Consider the following 17,219-nt stretch of genomic DNA (forward strand, 5'->3'; position numbering starts at 1 on the left):
CCTGTTGAGGTTGATATTACCTTTACATTATTTTGGTTAATGTTTCCAAAACCTTGTCTAGGAGGTATCAGGAGTAGGTCTTATTTATACAAAAAGAAGCGGACATACTTTCAATCAGTTTTTGGGATTTACTTCATCCAATGATTTTCGTCCAGGTTTAATTAGTTTTCTAAAAGCAGATGGGGAAAGACCTGTAATTTTTTTGAATTGTCCTGATAAATGTGCAGTACTACTATATCCGAGATCAAAGGCGATTTCTCCAATGTTTAGCTCTCCGTAAACCAAAAATTCCTTGACACGCTCAATTTTCTGGAGTGCAATATATTTTTCTATGGTAATTCCCTCCTTCATAGAAAATAACTTAGTCAAATGATGATAATTTATTCCTAATTCTTTTGATAGGAAATCTGAAAAATTCTGATACTCGGGCTTTTCCTTTTCATGGTGAATAACTTCAATTACAAGCCTTTTTACCGCTTCTATTGTTTCACTTTGCTTATCTCCAAGCAATTCAAATCCACTCTCCTGCAAAGCTTGTTTAATGCAGTTTTCTTCTTCTTTGGTCAACTCTTTTTTTAGGACGACTTTTCCTAATTCAATATGGTCTGGTTCAAAGCCTAATATTTTCAACTCTTCCTTCACAACTCGGATACAACGCTGGCAAACCATGTTTTTTATCGATAGAACTGTAGGTTGATTCATAATTAGTTAAAGAAAGTTTTTATTGTATACTATTATATATGTTTCACTCAAAAATCGGGATTAATTTCAGGTTATATTTTAAAAGAGTAAAGCCTCACTAAAACAAGCCTAACCATAAGGTATAAGTCCTTCATTACCAATTATACTAATAAAAATCGCTGAGCATATAAATTGAGCATTTTCGTCTTAAATAGTTGAAATATTATGAAAGGAAGGCAGCCTCAGAGAGCAATTATACGACTTAGACTTTAATTCATTGTTGTTTAGAATAAGAAGAGCCATGAATAATAGCTCAAACTCATAATGAATTTGAAATTATTATTAGTCAATAATGGTGGTGTGAATATTACAGTAGCCATATCCCCTAAGTATTTGGGTCATGAAATGCACATGATTGTAAAATTGAATTAATAGCCATAGATTTTGGAACCTCAACATAAAAAAAATAGAGAAAATCCCTTGAGATCCTTAATGAAGGATAATGTTTTTGAACAGCTTTCCGAATTGAACCTGATAGATGCTAATGGGCTTAGAAACTTCGTGATTAGGGAGAAATATAGAAAGCTGAGGTCACAAGAGTTCAAATCAAAGGAAGCATTGGATATCATACACCTTGAGTATAAAAACCTAGCTTACAATACCATTCGGAAGATTATTTTCCGAAAAGTATTAAAATGAGAAGGCAATATAATTATTCAATTACACAAACTTGGATTATTCAATCTGCCAATTAAAAGTATTTTCTAAATCAAGAAAATCGATTTTTCTTATTCTGTAATTTTTCAAGCAAATATATATTCTCTAGTTCTATCGTAAATGCATCGGTCTCTTGTCCAAATTTAAATACGGTCTCATAAGCAGCGATCTATCCCTAAACAAATTCATAAGCATACGCCTTAATTGGCTATCCTCTACAATTCCAAGTTTAAGACCTCTAAAAAATGTATGCTTAATCAATGAATCATTATATTAACTTTTCAAAAATAATCCTATGCGGAAACTTGCTACTTATTTTTTCCTTTTGTGTGTACTCGGTTGTGCAGAAAACAAGCCGGACATCAAATTTGTCCCCCTTCATTTTCGTGGAGTTGAAACCCCAGCTCCAAAGGGTAGTGAATTTCCATATCTTTTTGAAAAAGACGGTAAATTATATATGTCCTGGCTGGAAGAACGCGAAGACAGTAGTTTCCTCAAACTTGCTTTTAGGGATGGAGAAAACTGGAGCGAGGTGATGACAGCTGCCAAAGGGACGGACTGGTTTGTCAATTGGGCTGATTTTCCAGAAATACATGTAGGCGCAGATGGCAGTATGTATATGCATCATTTGGAAAAAACAGGAAATGGGACCTATGCCTATGGGGTAGAAGTTTCTCAAAAAGGCCCCAAAGAGATGCATTTTACGGACTTAGGGCAGCCATATACGGATACTTCTCAAACCGAGCACGGATTTGTTAGTTTCTTTTCAATAAAAGAAGAAGGTATGGCTATGGTTTGGCTTGATGGAAGAAAATACACTTCCGGAAAAGAGGAAATGAGCCTTCGCTCAGCAAAAGTAGATCCTTCGGGTAACTTTTATGAAGAAACTCAACTTGATGGGCGAACCTGTGATTGCTGTCAAACGGATGCAGCAGCTACCTCGACCGGAGCCATCGTTGTATATCGGGATCGATCCGAAGGGGAAATCCGGGACATATACCGCAGCATATATAAGAAAGGAGCATGGTTAGAACCTGCTCCAGTTGCCTCAGACAATTGGGAAATAAATGGTTGCCCTGTAAATGGACCTGCTGTGGCAGCCAAAGGGAACGAAGTTGCGGTTACATGGTTTACAGTTGCAAATGATACTCCAAAAGTAAAAATTGCCTTTTCTCATGATGGTGGTGAGCATTTTGACTCAGCTATCCGTATCGATGCTGGAAATCCTATTGGTAGGGTAGATATTGTCTGGACTAATGAAAGATATGTGTATGTAAGCTGGATGGAGCGAAGCGACGATAAGAAGGCAAAGATAATGATGAGGTCAATTTATCCAGGTGGGCCCCTATCAGCACCTCAGGTAGTTGGAGGAATCAGCGGAGAAAGAGCAAGCGGTTTTCCAATCATGATCAATCAGTCCGATAAGATTTATCTCGCCTGGACCCAAGATTCCGAAGTGCCTGAAGTGGTTTTGTGGGAGTCTTTTCAGGAGAAGTGAAAAGTGTTAAAGGTCCGGCCACGGATAGAGGAGGTCGGACCTCTATTAAGTTTTAACTGGTAGATATATTTTGGAAATTGTGAGCATCATGTGAATTCACAGCTAATGCATAATAACCGTATGATGACAATGCTGCTTAATTTTTCATCCTAACTCTTTTTTTAGCAATTGAGCGTTAATAGCTACAATGACAGTACTGAGGCTCATGAAAGCTGCACCAATAGCTGGGGAAATCATGATCCCCCATTGATAAAGTACACCAGCCGCTAAAGGAATAGCGACCACGTTGTAAGCAGTAGCCCAAATCAGATTTTGGATCATTTTCTTGTAGGTGGCTTTCCCAAAAAGGATCATGTTGCTTATGTCTTTGGGATTGCTGTTTACTAAGATTATGTCAGCAGTTTCAGCCGCAACATCGGTACCACTGCCAATAGCTACTCCCACATCAGCCTGTGCTAAGGCAGGAGCATCATTCACCCCGTCGCCCGTCATAGCAACAAAAGCACCTTTTTGCTGGAGTTCCTTAACTTTATCAAGTTTTTGATTGGGTAAGACTTCAGCGAAAAAGTCATCCATGTTTAATTCCTGACTGACCTTTCTCGCGACTGCTTCATTATCTCCAGTCAGCATGACTGTTCTGATTTTGTTGTCGTGTAGGGTCTGAATGGCTTCTTGACTTTCCGGGCGTATCTGGTCTGCTAACGATATAAGTCCTGCTAATTCATCCTCGACCAACACAAAGACAATGGTCTCACTTCCATCATTTTTTGCCACATCAGGTGTAGGAATTCCTTTTTCCTTCAGGTAGCCAGGACTAACGACCTTTACATCTTTACCTTCAACACTTGCTTCCACACCTTTGCCGGTAATGGACTGAAAATCCTTGGCTTCCGGAATCTGGATATTCTCTGTTTGTACTTTCTCCATTATGCCTTCTGCAATAGGATGTTCAGAGTTAGCTTCCAGCGCACTGGCTAAACGGAGAAGCTCTACTTCACCTATGTTTTCTTTTACACTGATGATGCGATTGACCCCAAACTCCCCGGTCGTGAGGGTTCCGGTTTTGTCAAAAACAAGGGTGTCAATCTTTCTTGCATTTTCAAAAGCTGTCCTGTTGCGGATCAATAGGCCATTCTGGGCAGAAATGGCCGTAGAAATGGCTGTAACCAGTGGGATGGCCAATCCGAGCGCATGCGGACAAGAGATGACCATGACTGTTACCATACGTTCCAGGGCAAAGGAAAACTCATGGCCTAATAGTAACCAAACAGTTAAGGTACCAAAACCTACGCTGAGCGAAACAAGGGTCAGCCAAAAAGCAGCTTTGTCCGCTAGTTTTTGGGTTTTGGATTTCTTCCCCTGGGCTTCTTTGACCATGTTGATGACTTTGGAGAGATAGCCTTCATCACTTGTGCCTGATACTTCTACTTTCAACGAGCCTTTACCATTGACACTTCCGCCAATCACTTGATCTCCCTTTGACTTGCTGACAGGTTTACTTTCTCCCGTCAGCATGCTTTCGTTTAAGCTACTTTCTCCTTCGATAATGATTCCATCGGCAGGGATTTTTTCACCAGGCTTGATCAGGATAACATCTCCTTTTTTGAGATCTGCTACGGGTACGTCCATGACATGATCTTCATGAACCAGATGGGCTTCGTCCGGCATGAGTTCGGCTAGTTTTTCTAAGGCTTGTGATGCCCCCAAGACTGATTGCATCTCGATCCAGTGGCCGACGAGCATAACATCAATGAGGGTAGCAAGTTCCCAGAAGAAGGTTTTTCCTTCCAGACCAAATACCACCGCGGTACTGTAGCCATAGGCGACCATAATGGCGATGGCGATAAGGGTCATCATGCCGGGAGACTTTCCCTTTAATTCATCTAGCATTCCTTTGAGGAAGGGCCAGCCCCCGTAGAAAAATATCAAGGATGAAAGGCCGAAAAGAACATATTTATCTCCGGGAAATTCCCATTCCAATCCTACCCAAGTTTGGATCATGGGCGAAAGGAGGAGAATGGGGAGTGTCAAAAAAAGCGAAACCCAGAACCGTTTTTTGAAATCTTCAATCATCATTTTGTGATGATCGTGATGTTGAGTCTTTTGGGTTTGTCCTTTATGATTGTGTGACTGATGATGATTTTCATGAGGAGTTTTCATTTTTTTTTAATTATAAGAGTGTTTTAGTCTGTACACGAATCGGGCTAAAATCGAAGGCTCAATCCCCCTCCGCCTCCAAAGCGGTTATCATATAGCCCTGTAAAGGAAAAGTTTTTAGATAATATGAATTCGGCTCCTGCATTCCAGACAATTTCACCTTTCAGGGATTTTCCGTTTTGTAGCTCTGTGGTTAACCCAAAATCTGCTTGATATTCATAGTAGCCGGAAATCGAAAACCTGCGAAAAATCATGAGGGATCTACCAATGCTGATCCTGGGCCGTAGTAGATGATCTACTCGCATATCTAACTCAAACATATAAGGGGTAAACCAGCGAATTCCTACCACTGCTACAGCTTGTAAAGTATCTAAACTACCACTGGTTGAATTTTCTAAATTGACCCCTCCAAATACCCTGAAATAATCATAGAGGTATCTTTCGTAGGTAAATTCTGCTTCTATGTTTTGATTATAGCCATATTCTGCTGACAGGTTGAATTGATTGCGAATAGTTGAGGAAACTAAGTTGAGAGAAGTCATCTGTGAAGCGATATCCCATGTTCCCCATGTATATTGGCGATTGGTTTCATGTACCAGTTTGGCAAGAGGATAAGGTCTCATTCGAGGATCTCTAGGAGTATCATAGCTAAATACCCGTGCCATACCTCCCATCATGTGATAGAGAATGTGGCAGTGAAAAAACCAGTCTCCGTATTCATCCCCATAAACTTCTATGGTTACTTTTTGCATGGGCGGAACATTGACGGTATGCTTCAGCGGGGAATATTCTCCGTTTTTATTGATTACCCGAAAAAAATGGCCATGTAGGTGCATGGGGTGGTGCATCATGGTGAGGTTATTAAAGGTGATCCGGGTAATTTCTCCTTCTTTAATTTTGATTTTATCCGTTTCTGAAAGTGGAATACCATTCATGCTCCAGATATATCGCTGCATATTTCCGGTTAAGTTGAGTAAGACTTCCTTTGTGGGTGTACCCTGATCATAGACTGTTTTTTCAGGTGACTTTAAATAGTCGTAATTATAGTCGGAGAACATATTCATTCCCATCCCTTGCATTTTGTCACTTTTCTCCATGCCCATTCCCGGATGCTTCATGCTATCCATTGGCATGGTATCTTTCGGCATATTCATCGCAGGCATCTCCGGCTTTTTCTTAGGATTCATTTGAGAATGATCCATTTCTTTCATTTCGCCCATTTTCATCCCCCACTTTTTCTTCATTTTATAGGGATCATCCTGTTTGGGTTTAAACTTTATTGCTGGAGCGCCCATTCGCATATCCATTTTCGCCATCTGTTGCATCATGGCTATTTTGTCTGGACGAGGTACAACGGGGGCAAATAAAGTGTCCCCTTTCCCAAAATAAGTGAAGGTAGTTCCAGAGCCATCCTGGGCCATAGTGCGAAATTCAACCATGCCATCATCTGGAATGGTGAGAATGAAATCATAAGTTTCTGCAACACCAATGAAAGTTTTGTTCTTATGGACAGGCACTACATCCAGACCATCTGAGGAAACCAAAAGAGGATCTTCTCCTCCAAAAGTCATCCAGAAAGAGGTGGAAGCAGCTCCATTGATGATTCGCAAACGGACTTTTTCTCCTGGTTCAAAATCGGTATAATGACGACTGATAGCTCCATTTGCCAGAAAGGCAGGATAGTAAATGTCTGCGATATCTGCTGATTCCATTCGTTGTCTCCAAAAATTCATTTGAGCACCTAAAGCACCCCTTGCGATGACTTGATTCAATGGGGTCGCAGTACCTTTTCTAAGATTATACCATTCTGTGCCTCTCTTGAGAAAGCGTAGTACCGAAGCTGGATTTTCGTTGGTCCAGTCAGAGAGAAGGAGAACTTGTTCTTTGTCATAATCCAGGGTTTTTTCTTTCGGTTCAATAACAATTGAGCCATATACTCCGCTTTGTTCTTGTAGCATGGTATGCGAATGGTACCAATAAGTACCAGACTGTCTGATGGGGAATTCATATTTCTGGGTTTTTCCCGGCAAGATCGGTGGAGTGGTCAAATAAGGAACCCCATCATAAAAGTTAGGTAAAAGAAGCCCATGCCAATGAATGGAAGTTTCTTCGTCAAGTTCGTTTTTTACATAGATAACAGCATAATCTCCTTCTGTAAATCGAAGAGTTGGTCCTGGGATCTGGCCATTTATAGCCATTCCCATTACGGCTTTACCTGTGATATTTATACTTTTTTGATCTATGCTAAGATGATAGCTTGTTGTGTCCGTTTGGCCAATCAATGAGTTATACCCAATAATCATGACCCATAAAATGTACAAAGCTATGGGAAGTAATTTCATATGTTTTGATTTGTTTTCGTACCCAAGAACTAATGGGCTATAATTTCTTCAAAGGGTAATGATATTGATCTCTTTTCCCATTGGATTTTAATTATTCCTTTACCATTTCCTTTATCCTCAATGTTGTAAATGAGCCTTTCTGCTATCGGAAGGTCAACTTCTGGTGTCAATTCTACACGGATCACATCTTCTTCCTGCTTATAATCATCAGCCAGATGTTGTTCCCAGTTTTTATTGAGGATAAAGGTCCATTTTTCTTCTCCAGGAATAGTAAAAATGGCATAATCGCCTTTGGGAATTGACGTACCCTCTATCTCGATGTTTTCAGAAAAGCTAACTTTAGTAGCACTATGAGCACCGGTCACCCATACCTCTCCAAATGGCACAAGGCCGCCATAGATAATCCTTCCTCTTACGCCCGGAGAGTAGTAGGAAATTGAAACGTGAACATTCCCCACCTGACCATGGGCTTCTTTTGGAATACTTTTCTTTGTATTCTCAGGAAGGGTTTCTGCTTGTACAGCAGGCTCGTGATGATGCTGATCTTTTTGTTCTTGTCGATTTTGATTTTGACAGGAAATCAGTAGTAGCATCGCAATCCATGTAATAATGATATAGGATTTCATAATGTAGTTTTTATTTGTTGACATAATGTTGTTGGAGTACTAACTAGTTGCATTTGATAATTCTCAATTCGACTCCATTGGAAAAATTCTTTATGAAACTTATAGCTCATCTTCTACCTTTCCACAATGCAACATTTTATCACCGAAATAAGGATTATTCACTTCCTTTTCAGATGCCAGCCAATAGGCTCCTTTGTTGTTAAAGGCCATGGGACAATACTGGCGATAGAGGGTTGATTCATTGGCCTGAGTAGCCTTGGTTATTGCATAAACATTGTCTGAAAGCGTATTGAAATGGTCTCTTTGGTGAGCAGGATCTTGTGTTTCGGCTATATGTTCTGCATCGAAACGGATTTTTTTAAGGAGTTCATCCTCCTCATTTCCCAGAGCCTCGACAAGTTGAGTTGCGGCTTGGCTAGCCGTTTCTCCATTTGTCTGAACAAGCGCATCCTTTACCTGAAGATAGGCCTTCAGAATCTTCTGAACTTGTTCTTTAGGAATATCCATATCAGAAGCTGAAACTTCTGTTTGAGCAGCAGGTTTCATGTGATTTGCATGTTCTGCTTGGTCCTGATTCTGGCTTTGGCTCTCACCAGTACAAGCGAAAAGAGATAAAGCTAGAAGAATTACAAAAATGCTTAAGTTTAACGATTTGAAATAAGTCATGAGTTCTTTGAATTAATGATTATGAAATTGATTTGGATTAGTTTCTGATTTTTGAAAAAGGGCAGGCAATTGCTGTGTAACTGAGCCGCAAGAGAGCATTTTATCCCCGAAATAAGGGTTTCGAATTTCCTCTTGCAGACTTAGCCAGTTTGCTCCTTGATTATTCATGGCCATCGGACAGTGTTGAATAAATACCGTATCCCCTTTTATTCCCAGTACCTGCACGGCTTCAATAAGTCCTGAGGAAAGAAAACTGAATTGATTACGCTGCTCAGCTAGTTCTTCACCAGAGACAATGTTTCCAGCATGATTCTTTAGGGCTTTGGCCTGTTGCATCCAGTAGGCATGGATTTCTCCTTTTACCAGGCTCATGTCAATGTTCTCCAATCCTGAAAGAAATATCTGAGCTTGTTTCATGGCAACTTGGGCATTGGACTGAATCAAAGCATCTTTCAATGGGAAATAAGCAGCTAAAAGTTCGGATAATTGGTCCTTGAACATAGGAGAGGTGAGGGTTGTGAAATCAGGTAAATCGGAAACCTTATCTTCAGCATTTCCTACCAGGCGGTTCATCATGCTTTGCTGATTATTAAGCTGGGCTGCGGCATCAATAGAAAAACTGCCATAGCTAACTACTTCATCTCCAGCTTGAAGGCCATTCTTGACGAGATAACTGCTTCCCACTCTTTCTCCTAGTTCAACTTCCTGATAGCGGAAAGAAGGAACATTCATATTAGGTACTTGCACGTAGACTACTGAACGCTTTCCTGTCCATAGGACTGCAGATTTAGGGAGGAGTAGTTGCTCTTTTTCTGAAGAAGAGGAAAGCAGCTCACCTCTAACAAACATTTCGGGTTTAAGAGTCCGATTGGCATTTGATACTTCTCCTCTAATGGAGGCAACTCGGGTTCTAGGATTGATGACCGGATCAATAAAAGTGATATGAGTCGTAAAGGCTTTTCCGGGAACTGATGGTGTGGTAAAGCGAATGTCATCTCCTAGCTTAATTTGAGCAAGATCTTCCTCATAGGCATCAAACAATACCCAGACCCGGTTCAGATTGACCAAATCAAACAGTACCCCGCCTTGTTTTACATAGTCTCCTACCGAAACCCGTCGAGTTGTTACTACACCTGAAGCATCTGCATAGATGTCAAAGGTCTCCTGTATGGAATCACTTGCTTCCATTGCAGTAATTTGAGCCTCTGAAAGCTTCCAATATGCCAGTTTTTGTTTTGCGGAAGTAAGCAGGCCGGGGTTTCTGTCTTTGAGTTTATTTGCCTGGATCAGCTCCTGTTGGGCAGTAATAAGTTCCGGAGAATAGAGCTTAGCTATTTTCTGTCCTCGCCTAACGTATTCCCCTTCGAATGACACAAAGAGCTTTTCAATGCGGCCAGGAATATGGGCCACCTGACTGGCAGCCAAACGTTCATCCTCCTGGATTTTTCCAGAAAGACTTAGTATTTTTTCTGCCGTTCCACTTTTTCCAATTACAGTCGTTTCTATTTGGGCAAGTTTGACTGCTCCTGTCGTCATTTCTAGAATAAGCGGATCCGATGAAGTATTTTCCTCCAATGGAATGAGCTCCATTCCACAAATGGGACAACTTCCTGGCTCATTCTGACGAATCTGCGGGTGCATGGAGCAGGTCCAAATGGTTTCTTCAGCTTCATGAACATGAGCTAAATCTCCTTCAGGCATAGGGACTGGAGAGGGCTGAAAAATCAAGTACCCCAAGCCCAGACCTAATGCAACAGCAAGGAATAAGCCTGCAATAATAAGATGTGTTTTATATTGATTCAATCGTTTATTCATGATTTATCATTTTAGTTAATAAGGTAAATACCGCTCGATTCCTGCTTTAGAAAGATGGCTTCTCACCACAGCCTGGAGCTGACGAAGCTCATATTCGTTCAGAGACACTTCCAATTGTAAGAGTTCATCAAAACTTCGAGACTGGCTTGTATAATCAGCTTCCAGAATTTGAATGGCGGATTGTGTCGTTTGGATTTGTTGCTGGTAGAGTCCCAGATCAAGACGAGTATCTTCATAGTCAGCATAAGCCTTTTCAATCATAGCCTCAAATAGGCTTATAGTTTCCTGTTTTTGAGCTTCAATAGCTTCTATGCGGAACCGCTCTTCGCGGTCTTTCGCCTGATATTTTTTCCTGTAAAGCGGAATAGAAATAGTGGCTCGGATCTGAAAAGCATCCCTTCCATTATTGCTAGGAAAAGCATCGCTCCTTTGCCCGGTATTGATGTAGTCTGCCCCGATCCCAAAGGAAGGTTTCCCCTGGAATTTATTTACCTGGATAGCCGCCTGGGATGCTTCTTGCTGAAGCTCGAATATTCTAATTATAGGGTGAGAAGAACGTATTTTAGCTATCAGGGTATCTTGTGAGATTTTCAGCTCAGCAAGGGAGAGACTATCAGGTACTAGAACCTGGGCGTCTAAGTTTCGCTGAAGAATCTGGTTGATTTCTGCCAGAGGCTTTCGTTTGCGATTCTCCAGTACTTGAAGCCTTTGAGTAAGTTCATCTATCTTCAGATCAAGTCGCAAAACATCCGCCAGGCTCGCTTTGCCACTAGATACCTTTACCTCAGCCAATTCTTTCAGAGATTCAAACAGCGCAATATTCCGCTGAATGATGACCTGTGAAGCTTGTAATTCATATAAAACAAAGTAGGCCTGAGAAATGCGATATCTGAGTTCCAACTCTGTCGCTGCAATTCGTTCAAACTTTGCCCTGGCTAGAGTAATGGCCCAATCCTCTTGTGCTTTTAAGGTTCCAAACCATGGGAACATTTGTGTAATACCTATTCTCCCTCGTTGTGGTCCAAGCCGGGTTTCCACCGGTAGAATAAAGGCCCCCACTCCAATTTCTGGATTCAGCAACTGACTCATCTGAGGAGCCTTTTCCAAAGCAGCGTGATACTCTTTTTTCAGGGCTTTTAACTCCTGATTGACTACTACGGCCATTTGTAATAATTCATCCGGACTTTGAGCGTCGGCTTTTTGAGTAAAAACCAAAATGATGTTCAAAGCCAACAGGATATGTATGATTATCTTCCTCATGATTTTTTTCTTTGTTCAACATTGAATTGCCATTCCTGCCAAAGGGAGTAAAGAACAGGAACCGTAAACATAGTCAGGCTTTGTAGGACCATCCCTCCAAAGGAGGGGATAGCCATCGGTAACATGATGTCCGCACCTCTTCCAGTTGAAGTTAAAATCGGAAGCAAGGCCAGGATGGTAGTTGCCGTTGTCATCATGGCAGGACGAACACGGCGCATACCTCCAGCAACTACTGCATCCCGTATTTCGGCGATATCGCTGGGATTATTGCTGCGGAAACTATCTCTTAGAAATGTTGCGACGAGTACCCCATCATCTGTTGCAATGCCAAATAAGGCAAGGAATCCAACCCATACGGCAACGCTTAGATTGATAGTTTCAACCTGAAATAAGTCACGTAGATTGGTTCCAAATAGTGTAAAATCCAGGAACCAGGGCTGGTCATACAAGCCGATCATCAGGAACCCTCCTGAAAAGGCGATAAAGACCCCAGTAAAAACCATTAGCGAAGTAATTACTGAGCTAAATTGGAAATAGAGTATGAGAAAAATTAAGCCTAAGGCAATCGGGACCACGAGGGCCAATCGTTTGCTGGCTCGTACCTGCTGCTCATAGTTTCCAGCAAATCGATAACTAATACCTGCAGGAACTTCAAGTGCCCCTACTTCAATTTGACCTTCAAGGTAGCTTTGAGCTTGATTCACAACTTCCACTTCCGAATAGCCATCTTCGCGATCAAAGAGAACATATCCGATAAGAAAACCATCTTCACTTTTGATGGATTGTGGCCCTTGTTTGTATTTAATTTTTACCAGCTCCCCAAGCGGAATTTGTCCGCCATTAGAAGAAGGGAGTAGCACTCGCTGCAATACTTCCGGATCATCTCTTAACTCTCGGGGATAGCGAATTCGAATGGCATAGCGTTCCCGGCCTTCCACTGTAGTGGTCATATTCATTCCCCCTATGGCAGCCTGAATATAGCGTTGGACATCTTCGATCCTTAAGCCGTGTCTGCTAATCGCATCACGATCAATATCCAAAAGCAGATAAGGCTTGCCCACAATACGATCAGCGAAGACTGCTGCGTCTTTGACTCCTTCTACTTCTTTCAGTTCTTGTTCCAATTCTAGCCCGAAAGCTTCAATCGCTCTAAGGTCTGGGCCGCGAACTTTGATGCCCATGGGTGCGCGCATACCCGTTTGCAGCATCACCAACCTTGTCTGTATAGGCTGTAATTTAGGAGCAGAAGTAATACCTGGAAGCCGCGTTGATTTGACGATTTCCTCCCAAATATCATCTGGACTTTGAATATGGTCTCTCCATTGCCGAAAATATTGCCCATTTGGATCAGGGATTAGTTCTCTATTTGCATCTTGCTGGTATTCCCCCGCTTCCGCATCATAAGCGAAGCGAATTCGATGGCCTTGTTCATCTGTTTTGTACTCTGATTTGTAGAGAATGACATTCTCGTACATAGACATGGGGGCAGGATCGAGGGCACTTTCTACCCGTCCGGCCTTACCTACAACGGTTTCAACTTCGGGAATAGCTGTTACTGCCATATCCAGTAAGCGTAGATTCTTGATATTTTCTTGCATGCCTGCATGAGGCATTGCAGTAGGCATCAGCAGGAAAGAACCCTCATCCAGGGCGGGCATAAATTCCTCTCCAGTCTGTTGAAGAACCAAATACCCTTGATAGATCAGCAACCCAACGAGGCTTAGGAAAATGAATTTATATTTTAGTAAAAAGCGAAGGATGCGTTCATAAAAATGTATAATGACATAGAAAGTCCCGATTAATAATCCGATAATAGAACTGACAAACATAAAGTTAGTCAGCAGGGATTTGCTAACACCAAGGGGCATCCAAACACGGGTAAGTAGAAAAGCTACGATGACCGCGTAAATAACCGGTTGCAACCAGTTGAAGAGTGAAACGAGACCATTCCTATTATCCCTAATCCATAATCCAGCTATTCCCATTATCCCAATCAAACTAATGAGCCAGGTTAAGGGGTGATAAAGAGTCAGGATAATACCTACCAGAAATAGGATGCTATTAAGTATATATCGGATACTTTTTTGCCGGATCCGAATGGAAAAAAGGGAATGAGCCAGAGGTGGAAGGATGGTAATAGCCACAATGATAGAGGCCACCAAAGCAAAGGTCTTAGTATAGGCCAATGGTTTGAACAATTTTCCTTCTGCTGCCTCCATCGTAAACACAGGCAAGAAACTGATGACCGTAGTTGCTACCGCCGTAATGATAGCCGAAGCAACTTCTACGGTAGCTTCATAGATGGTAGTTAGGAGGTTTTCTCCTTCTGGCGCCTCTTCCATGCGCTTCACCATGCTTTCTGCCATAACAATTCCCATGTCAACCATGGTTCCGATGGCAATTGCGATTCCTGACAAGGCTACGATATTGGCATCCACTCCTAAATAGCGCATGGCGATAAAACACATCAGTATTGCGATGGGAAGGGTACTGCTCACTAAAAAGGAAGACTTAAGATTGAGGAGCATTAAGATCACCACAATGACCGTAATGAGGATTTCCAGCGTTAGGGCTTCTTGAAGCGTACCAATAGTTTCTTGGATGAGTTCTGTCCGATCATAAAAAGGCACTATTTTTACTTGTGAAATCGTCCCATTTGCTAAGGTTTTTGCTGGCAAACCAGGTTCTATTTCGGCTATTTGCCGCTTCACATTTTGGATAACTTCGAGTGGATTGGCTCCATATCTTGCGACGATTACGCCACCAACGGCTTCTGCTCCTGATTTGTCTAACACTCCTCTGCGTGTGGCTGGTCCAAGGTGCACATTGGCAATATCACCCACATGGATAGGGACATTATTTTCAGATCGAATGACACTTTTTTCGATGTCTTCAATCTGCTTTACATAACCCAAGCCTCGAACGAAATACTCTGCCAGATTAATTTCGATGGTTTGTGCGCCAACATCAAGGTTACTCCCCTTGATCGCTCGCATCACCTGATCCAAAGTGATACCATAAGTTTTCATCGCATCTGGGTCCACATCCACCTGATACTCCTTAACATATCCTCCAATAGAGGCTACCTCGGATACTCCTTCAGCAGATGAAAGTCCGTAGCGTACATAAAAGTCCTGTATGGTTCTTAACTCTTGTGGATTCCAACCTCCTGTCGGGTTTCCTGTGCTGTCTCTCCCTTCTAAGGTGTACCAATATATTTGCCCTAAAGCTGTTGCATCAGGACCAAGGGTTGGTTGTACGCCTCCTGGTAGAAGGTTGGCAGGAAGGGAATTGAGTTTTTCCAGAATACGACTCCGGCTCCAATAAAAATCTACATCATCATTGAAAATGATGTAAATACTAGAGAAACCAAACATCGAATTGGATCGAATACTTTTCACCCCAGGTATTCCTAACAAAGCGGTAGTTAAAGGATAGGATATCTGATCTTCCATGTCCTGAGGAGATCGTCCCATCCATTTGGTGAAGACAATTTGTTGGTTTTCTCCTATATCAGGGATGGCATCAACCGCTACGGGATCACGTGGTAAATTCCCTATTCCAAAATCAAAGGGAGCGGTAGCGAGTCCCCATCCTACAAAAACTAGGAGGAGAAGCCAGGCGACCAGCTTATTTTCCAGGAAAAAGCGAATATATTTAGCTAACATAAGTCAAATTCAGTTTAGGTTTACACACTTTTGAAAACGGATTTTTCTTAAACATGCTCAATAGAAATAGGCCACCTTGATGTTTTCACACCAAGTCGCCGAAGCTGAAAATGATTTCATTAACAAAGAAAAGTTTGCAAGCTCGATATGAGGTCGCAAACAAGGAGCGGGGGTTTGTAGTTTTGGTGAGGGTGGGAAAACTTGTGGTCTTCGGGTAAGATTAGCTTAAGAACTATTGCTATGAACCCAAGAAGCAGAGGATCTATTTCAAGCTGGGTAATAGAGGTCTTGGCTTGTAAGTCCTGTTCTGGCTTCAATACCTCAACAGTATCTTCGCAGCAGTCTTTTTCAGGTGAGGTTGAATTATCCTTTTGGTGAGAAGGATCTTTTGTATGCATAGGACAAGAATCCTTCTTTGCTTTTTTCTTGTCACAACTGTCTAATTTGAACAGAAAGGAACTATGTTTCAGTTCATTCTGGCAATAATGTTTTTGCACTACAAAGCCCACAGAGCTAAGTAATATGCAAATTGTCAGGATGATATGTATAATTTTTCTAAGCAAGGATTTTTATCTCATACAAAGGAACTGATATTTCAAAAAAAACTGTTATACATTTTTGGGAAATAGTTGCATGATTTTGCGCAAAACTACAGCACCCAGAATTCAGGATCTAATCCCAATTCTCTGGCTTGGGATTTAATTTCTTCTGCATAGGTAGGATTAGTAATGAGAACCAAATCAGGATTCTCTGCAACTATATGCTCAGGTGCGACCACCAATTGGCCACTGCCTGGTAAATATTTTCCCTGTCGCTTTTCATTAATATCTACGATTACTTTTATCAAATCATTAACTTCAAATAAGTTGAAGAAAGAAACCGCTCTGGCACCCGCCCCCCAGGCAACAACTTTTTTTCCTTCTTCTGTAAGTGTTTTGATACGCTTGGTAGAGCTCATCTTGATCTCTTCTAAAGCCTCGGCAATCTTTAGGGCTTTATTCTTTAGTTCCTGCCTAATCTTAGGGACAGCTGGTATTGACAATTCTCTGGGCTTAGCTTCGATAGCCAAAAATTCATTTTTCCAGCAAGGATAGATATCCAATACTTCAAATCCACAAAGCTCAAAGAAATACCTCAAACTTTCTGGGGTATACCAGGATTTGTGTTCATAGACCAGGTTCCAAATACAGAGTTCGTCTAAATTGAAGTCGGTATTAGGCACTTCAAAGTAAACAATCGTGTCCCGCTGAGTTTCTAAATTTGAGCGCATGCTTTTCAGAAAATCAAAAGGATCATTCAGTAGATCTACAACTAACCTACATATGACAAAATCGGCTTGTAGATGTGCATACGATTTTGAATAATAATCTCGTATAAAAGAAACCTTATCATTTTTCTCTCCAATAAGATTCTCGTGATTGAAACCAGGATCTATACCAATGCCAGCATTCCCACCCTTTTGACAAATTTGACTCAGGAAATAACCCTCTCCACATCCAACGTCAAGAATTTGCTTTTCTCTCAGATCATATTTATTTATGAGTCTATTGGTTGCCTCCTCTACATAGGCTTGAAATGAAGGCGACTTGGCTAAAGAAAAATCATAAGAATCAAACTGGATATTTTCATGACTATGGCCCTCATTGCAGATATAGCCACAATGGTCGCAATACGAAAGGATAATATCTCCTTTTAAGGCCTTGTGGGCTTTTTCCACTGAGGATGCAAAAATCCCATCTTGCGTTGGCATCTTTGGGATTTCAAAAAAGTTCTCGGCCTCTTTTTCTCC

General features: G+C 41.5%; 10 protein-coding genes. 1 reads left to right on the plus strand and 9 read right to left on the minus strand.

Annotated elements, in window-relative coordinates:
* Nucleotides 1-114: 114 nt before the first annotated feature.
* Entirely contained in the window at nt 115-702 is a 588-nt protein-coding gene (locus R8P61_32505; protein MDW3651845.1) for an AraC family transcriptional regulator, read from the minus strand.
* 991 nt (nt 703-1,693) lie between these two features.
* On the opposite strand from R8P61_32505, the gene R8P61_32510 reads away from it, so the two are divergent.
* A complete protein-coding gene (locus tag R8P61_32510; GenBank protein MDW3651846.1) occupies nt 1,694-2,896 on the plus strand; it encodes a hypothetical protein in 1,203 nt (400 codons plus the stop codon).
* A gap of 144 nt (nt 2,897-3,040) precedes the next feature.
* On the opposite strand, the gene R8P61_32515 is transcribed toward R8P61_32510, so the two are convergent.
* From R8P61_32515 to R8P61_32550, 8 genes are all read right to left on the minus strand, one after another.
* On the minus strand, nt 3,041-5,056 hold the full coding sequence (locus R8P61_32515) for a copper-translocating P-type ATPase (protein ID MDW3651847.1): 2,016 nt from the start codon (nt 5,054-5,056) through the stop codon (nt 3,041-3,043).
* Between the two features lie 44 nt (nt 5,057-5,100).
* Nucleotides 5,101-7,356 (minus strand): multicopper oxidase domain-containing protein, encoded by a 2,256-nt coding sequence (locus tag R8P61_32520; protein MDW3651848.1) that lies wholly within the window; start codon nt 7,354-7,356, stop codon nt 5,101-5,103.
* 68 nt (nt 7,357-7,424) lie between these two features.
* Complete coding sequence (locus tag R8P61_32525; GenBank protein MDW3651849.1) at nt 7,425-8,021, minus strand: DUF2911 domain-containing protein; 597 nt, start codon at nt 8,019-8,021, stop codon at nt 7,425-7,427.
* Nucleotides 8,022-8,120: 99 nt separating this feature from the next.
* Nucleotides 8,121-8,567, minus strand: coding sequence for a DUF3347 domain-containing protein (locus R8P61_32530; GenBank protein MDW3651850.1), 447 nt, complete (start codon nt 8,565-8,567; stop codon nt 8,121-8,123).
* Between the two features lie 132 nt (nt 8,568-8,699).
* On the minus strand, nt 8,700-10,502 hold the full coding sequence (locus R8P61_32535) for an efflux RND transporter periplasmic adaptor subunit (GenBank protein MDW3651851.1): 1,803 nt from the start codon (nt 10,500-10,502) through the stop codon (nt 8,700-8,702).
* Between the two features lie 15 nt (nt 10,503-10,517).
* Nucleotides 10,518-11,762 carry a TolC family protein gene (locus R8P61_32540; protein MDW3651852.1) on the minus strand — a complete coding sequence of 415 codons (1,245 nt, stop codon included), beginning with the start codon at nt 11,760-11,762 and terminating at the stop codon, nt 10,518-10,520.
* Nucleotides 11,759-15,430 carry an efflux RND transporter permease subunit gene (locus R8P61_32545; GenBank protein MDW3651853.1) on the minus strand — a complete coding sequence of 1,224 codons (3,672 nt, stop codon included), beginning with the start codon at nt 15,428-15,430 and terminating at the stop codon, nt 11,759-11,761. The genes R8P61_32540 and R8P61_32545 overlap by 4 nt, the downstream gene beginning before the upstream one ends.
* A gap of 649 nt (nt 15,431-16,079) precedes the next feature.
* Nucleotides 16,080-17,180 (minus strand): class I SAM-dependent methyltransferase, encoded by a 1,101-nt coding sequence (locus R8P61_32550; protein ID MDW3651854.1) that lies wholly within the window; start codon nt 17,178-17,180, stop codon nt 16,080-16,082.
* Nucleotides 17,181-17,219: the final 39 nt, after the last annotated feature.

Source organism: Bacteroidia bacterium (assembly GCA_033391075.1).
Lineage (GTDB): Bacteria > Bacteroidota > Bacteroidia > J057 > J057 > JAWPMV01.

Bases quoted from the DNA above. Each gene is read 5' to 3' on its own strand.
- R8P61_32505 (MDW3651845.1), bottom strand. From the start codon at position 702: ATGAATCAACCTACAGTTCTATCGATAAAAAACATGGTTTGCCAGCGT.
- R8P61_32510 (MDW3651846.1), top strand. From the start codon at position 1,694: ATGCGGAAACTTGCTACTTATTTTTTCCTTTTGTGTGTACTCGGTTGT.
- R8P61_32515 (MDW3651847.1), bottom strand. From the start codon at position 5,056: ATGAAAACTCCTCATGAAAATCATCATCAGTCACACAATCATAAAGGA.
- R8P61_32520 (MDW3651848.1), bottom strand. From the start codon at position 7,356: ATGATTATTGGGTATAACTCATTGATTGGCCAAACGGACACAACAAGC.
- R8P61_32525 (MDW3651849.1), bottom strand. From the start codon at position 8,021: ATGAAATCCTATATCATTATTACATGGATTGCGATGCTACTACTGATT.
- R8P61_32530 (MDW3651850.1), bottom strand. From the start codon at position 8,567: ATGAAACCTGCTGCTCAAACAGAAGTTTCAGCTTCTGATATGGATATT.
- R8P61_32535 (MDW3651851.1), bottom strand. From the start codon at position 10,502: ATGAATAAACGATTGAATCAATATAAAACACATCTTATTATTGCAGGC.
- R8P61_32540 (MDW3651852.1), bottom strand. From the start codon at position 11,762: ATGAGGAAGATAATCATACATATCCTGTTGGCTTTGAACATCATTTTG.
- R8P61_32545 (MDW3651853.1), bottom strand. From the start codon at position 15,430: ATGTTAGCTAAATATATTCGCTTTTTCCTGGAAAATAAGCTGGTCGCC.
- R8P61_32550 (MDW3651854.1), bottom strand. From the start codon at position 17,180: ATGCCAACGCAAGATGGGATTTTTGCATCCTCAGTGGAAAAAGCCCAC.